Origin of the sequence: Coleofasciculus sp. G1-WW12-02, assembly GCF_040219735.1 — a bacterium.
Lineage (GTDB): Bacteria > Cyanobacteriota > Cyanobacteriia > Cyanobacteriales > Coleofasciculaceae > Coleofasciculus.
Genome location: NZ_JAVJRX010000132.1, coordinates 1 through 3,717, shown reverse-complemented (window position 1 = coordinate 3,717; position 3,717 = coordinate 1). Strand labels below are relative to the sequence as shown.

Here is a 3,717-nt window from a genome sequence, read left to right as displayed (position 1 = left end):
AAAGAAAGTGCGTAAACGGACTCTAGCTAACCTGTCCAAATTGCCGGATGAAGCGGTAGATGGTTTAAAGATTCTCCTCAAAGGTGGCAAAGCCATCGAAGACATAGAGGAGGCGTTTAACATAGTTCGCTCTCGCCCTCACGGTCACGTTGCTGCTGTACTCGGAACGATAAAAAAAATAGGATTAGACTCAATCATCAGCAGCGAAAACACACGTAACAGACGATTAGTGCTATCGATGATAGCGGCAAGGATTATTGCCCCTAAGTCGAAATTAGCCACAGCGAGAGGATTACAAGAAGCGACCAAACTATCCAGTCTAGGAGAACTATTGGGATTGTCTGGGACGGACGAAGATGAACTCTATTTAGCGATGGACTGGCTCTTGTCTCGGCAAGAGGAGATAGAAAACAGTTTAGCCGCTATCCATCTGGTTGAAGGAACATTAGTTCTCTATGATGTCAGCTCAACATATTTTGAAGGAAAGACTTGTCCTTTGGCACAATTCGGGTATAATAGAGACAAGAAAAAAGGGAAACTGCAAATCGTATTTGGATTATTATGTAACGCCCAAGGATGTCCGATTTCTGTCGAAGTATTTGAGGGAAATACAGCCGACCCTAGTACATTAACCCAACAGATAGAAAAAGTCCGCACTCGGTTTGGATTAAAGAAAATAATCTGGGTGGGGGACAGGGGCATGATAACACAAGCTAGAATCAGAGAAGACCTTTATGAAACAGCAGGAGTAGATTGGATAACGGCGCTGCGTTCAAGCCAAATCCGGAAACTGGTGAACCAGTCGTACATACAACTGTCTCTATTTGATGAAAAAGACCTAGCTGAAATTACCTGTGAAGACTATCCTGGAGAGAGATTAGTCGCCTGTCGGAATCCCTTGTTAGCAGAAGTTAGAAAGAGAAATCGAGAAGAGTTATTACAAGCCACTGAGCAGAAATTAGATAAAATAGTCAGCGCCACATCGCGGCAAAGATGCCCCCTACGGGGTGAAGCTGAAATTGGACTCAAAGTGGGTGAAGTTATCAACAAGTATGGTGTGGCTAAACATTTCCAAATTCAGATAACTCCCGATAGCTTTACTTACCAAAGAAACCGAGAAAGCATCAATGAAGAAGCTACATTAGATGGCTTATATGTGGTGAGAACTTCTGTCCCCGAAGAAACATTGACAGCCGAAGATACTGTCAAAGCTTATAAAAGCTTATCTAAAGTTGAGCAAGCTTTTCGCAGCTACAAAACCATTGACTTAAAGGTACGTCCTATCTATCATCCAAAGAGTGATAGAGTCAAAGCCCATGTTTTCTTATGTATGTTGGCGTACTATGTAGAATGGCATATGCGCCGATGTCTAGCTCCACTTCTTTTCGATGAAGATGATTGGGAAAATGCTCTTAGGTTACGTGAAGGAATAGTCACCCACTCAGTTCGGAGCGATTCCGCTTCTTCTAAAGCTCAAAAGAAGCGGACAGTCGATAATTTACCCGTGCATAGCTTTCAAACCCTGTTGGCTGATTTAGGCACAATTGTTAACAATCGAATTCAGTCTAATATCCCAAGTGTAAATTTCGACTTTGACAAGGTAACAGAACCTACTCCGGTACAAAGAAAGGCTTTAGATTTATTGGGCGTCAGCCTGATATGTACCCAGTGAAGCCAAGAGCAAAATCGCCCTAAGCCTGGATATGCATACGGTGTAGCGATTTGTCAAAGGGGAACTTCAGTTTAAAACTACCCAATGATTCAAATTTGCTCAGTGGGTAGATGTGGCATAGTAGCAGCGCTCTTAGTCGTAGCCCGATCCCGAATTTATCGAAGATCTGGTTATATTCTCTGAATTGTGGGAGGTATAGCGCTTCGCGCTGGTCTAATTACACTTTGTTTGTACGAACATCTCATCTGGACTCAGCCTCAGGTACGGGAGTTGTAAATACACCAGAGCGACTTGCTATAAATCAGTTCTGCTAGTTTCTGTTCTGCTTCATGTTCCCATGAGTGGATTTGACAAAGCATTACGGCGTATCGTTGAGAAAATTGGCTGATTTCAATGCCATACTCTTTTGCCACTGATTTATCGTAGAGCCGGTCATAGTAAAAGTTACGCCTTACGTCCTTGCGTTCAACATTTCCGAGCCATGCCCATAGCGGTATTAATCCGTCTTTTCCCGGCTGGGAATTTTTGAAAGCTGCTTCGGGAAACTCCCTGCACAGTTGCTGTCGTACCCGATTAATGATTGGTGATTGTACACGGGTTAGGGATTTCATCTGTAAATACAGATCTCGGATTTGTACGATAGGTCCTGGTTCAAACTGGAGGAACTTATCAGGTTTTCCCCAGTGATCATGAGAGTAAGCGGCTAGGGCTAGGGCGTCCGCCAAGTCGTTCTTATCGGGGAGCTTGTGACTTTTCCGATAATGAGTAGCCTCGCAGTGTCCGACCCATAACACTTCAATTCCTTCACACTGACAGATGTGAGCTAGTAGCCAGGAGTAATGAACTCCGGTCGGTTCTAAAACAATTGCATCTGGCTTTACTTCGAGCAGATGGGATATTCCCGTCTTTGTGAAGTAGAAAGTCATTTCATCCTCTACTGGATCTTTAGATCTTGATTTGACTTCAGACTTCCAATAGCTTCGCAGGTCGTTGGGTCTTTCTTCAAGTAGCCAACAGACCACGCGGTCTTTACAGATGTCACCGCCTAAGATTCTTTTCATTTTTCAAGGTTCTGTAAGTAGGAGAATAAACCTGCAACAAGTACCCAGTCGAGAATCTCCTGAAATTGTGAAATCAATTCACTCTGAAACCGGGTAGCAGGTAACTAACCAGAAGGTTAGACGGCGTAGATTGTCAACTCTAAGCCGCGACACTATGAGTGTTTAGCTAGATGAGTTGTATCTAGCTCGTCAGGCGGACTTATGGTATAATATTGGTCAAGTAATGCAGTAGGTGCAGTCACGAAAAGTCAAAACCTTTTGGGTCATTTCACGGTAAAACTGCGTGCCTACTGCGTCTGGTGATGCTCCATTTCTGAAGCTCAAGCGGTAAGTTTGACACCTTACCGCAGCCCCCCTTCTTAAATTAGAAGGTAGGGTGCGAGAAGGTTTAATAAGGAATATCGTCTTCGTCTTCTACTTCTGGATCTGGACGATTCGCATATATGTAGGCTGTTTCGTAGTCTATGTCTTGAAATCCTGGCACTTGGGTCTCTTCTTCTTCAGAGTCACCCCAGCTAGGATTTATTTCTTTGTCGCCGTCTTCCCCAGAAGCTCCGTAGTAGATGTATTTGGGTTGGGTATCAGAGTATGAACTTGTGATCGCTTCGATTTCTTCGTTCACAGTTATTGCGTTATTGGGCAGATTAGTTACTGAGTCATCATGGTTATTTGGTGTATCCCAGTAGCTAAGTTCCAAGACCATATTACTTACTCGTTCCATTAAGCAGCTGGGGTCTTCAAAACCTGCACCGATTATTTCCCCAATCATTGCTGATAGGTGTTCTAGTGCTGTTTGTTCCCAGGGGTTGAGTGTTCGATAGTTGTATCCGTTGTGCATAATTATGGTTCTTCAGGACTTATTATGCTAAAATGTTAGTTAATACCTGAATAAACACAGTCGAAAAATGAAGAAACAGCTTACTCAACTTCTTAGTTTGCAAGGCGTTATAGTTAAATCTAAAAAAAACCTTGAAAAAGCCTTAG

Annotated in this window: 3 protein-coding genes; 1 reads left to right on the top strand and 2 read right to left on the bottom strand. The window is 43.2% G+C overall.

All coding sequences use genetic code 11. From position 1 onward, the window contains the following. Positions 1-1,672: IS1634 family transposase (locus tag RID09_RS21530; RefSeq protein WP_446337964.1), on the top strand; the 1,672-nt coding region annotated here is incomplete at its 5' end. Between the two features lie 257 nt (positions 1,673-1,929). On the opposite strand, the gene RID09_RS21525 is transcribed toward RID09_RS21530, so the two are convergent. Continuing rightward, the gene (locus tag RID09_RS21525; protein WP_446337963.1) at positions 1,930-2,733 is read right to left on the bottom strand and encodes an IS110 family transposase; all 804 of its coding nucleotides are present in this window, start codon (positions 2,731-2,733) and stop codon (positions 1,930-1,932) included. 388 nt (positions 2,734-3,121) lie between these two features. Next, positions 3,122-3,571, bottom strand: coding sequence for a hypothetical protein (locus RID09_RS21520; protein WP_446337962.1), 450 nt, complete (start codon positions 3,569-3,571; stop codon positions 3,122-3,124). Between the last annotated feature and the right edge of the window lie 146 nt (positions 3,572-3,717).

Bases quoted from the DNA above. Each gene is read 5' to 3' on its own strand.
- RID09_RS21525 (WP_446337963.1), bottom strand. From the start codon at position 2,733: ATGAAAAGAATCTTAGGCGGTGACATCTGTAAAGACCGCGTGGTCTGT.
- RID09_RS21520 (WP_446337962.1), bottom strand. From the start codon at position 3,571: ATGCACAACGGATACAACTATCGAACACTCAACCCCTGGGAACAAACA.